This is a genomic window from Vaccinium witches'-broom phytoplasma str. VAC, from assembly GCF_000309405.1.
Lineage (GTDB): Bacteria > Bacillota_I > Bacilli_A > Acholeplasmatales > Acholeplasmataceae > Phytoplasma.
Map to the genome: position 1 here is coordinate 1 of NZ_AKIN01000184.1, position 442 is coordinate 442.

Here is a 442-nt window from a genome sequence, read left to right on the forward strand (position 1 = left end):
TGTATGGAGTTCCTGGTACTGGGAAAACAACCTTAGCTAGAGGCTTAGCCAAAGAAACTAATTTACCTTTCTTTGAAGTAAGCAGTTCAATCTTTTCCCAAAAATATAAAGGAATTGCTCCACAACTAGTGAAGGATTTATTCGAATACGCTCGCGAAGAAGCAGAAGAACACAACGGAGCCATTATCTTCTTAGATGAATGTGAAACCATCTTTACTGATTTAAGTGGATTAGAAGCTGGTTCAGAAGTCGCCAATGTGGTAAACCAATTCAAAACCGAAATGACATATGTTGACAATAACCCTCAAAAACCTATCTTTATTATTGGAGCAACTAACCACATCGACCAAATTGATGAAGCCATTAAATCCAGATTCACTTACAATATCGAAGTTAAACCAGGCAATAAAGAAGAAAGAAAAGCCTTCTTAGAATTCTTAAT

1 protein-coding gene is annotated in these 442 nt (G+C 36.2%); it reads left to right on the top strand.

Translation table 11 applies throughout. From position 1 onward, the window contains the following. Nucleotides 1-442 (top strand): ATP-binding protein (locus RI68_RS02830; RefSeq protein ID WP_017193726.1); only part of this gene is annotated, 442 nt, incomplete at both ends.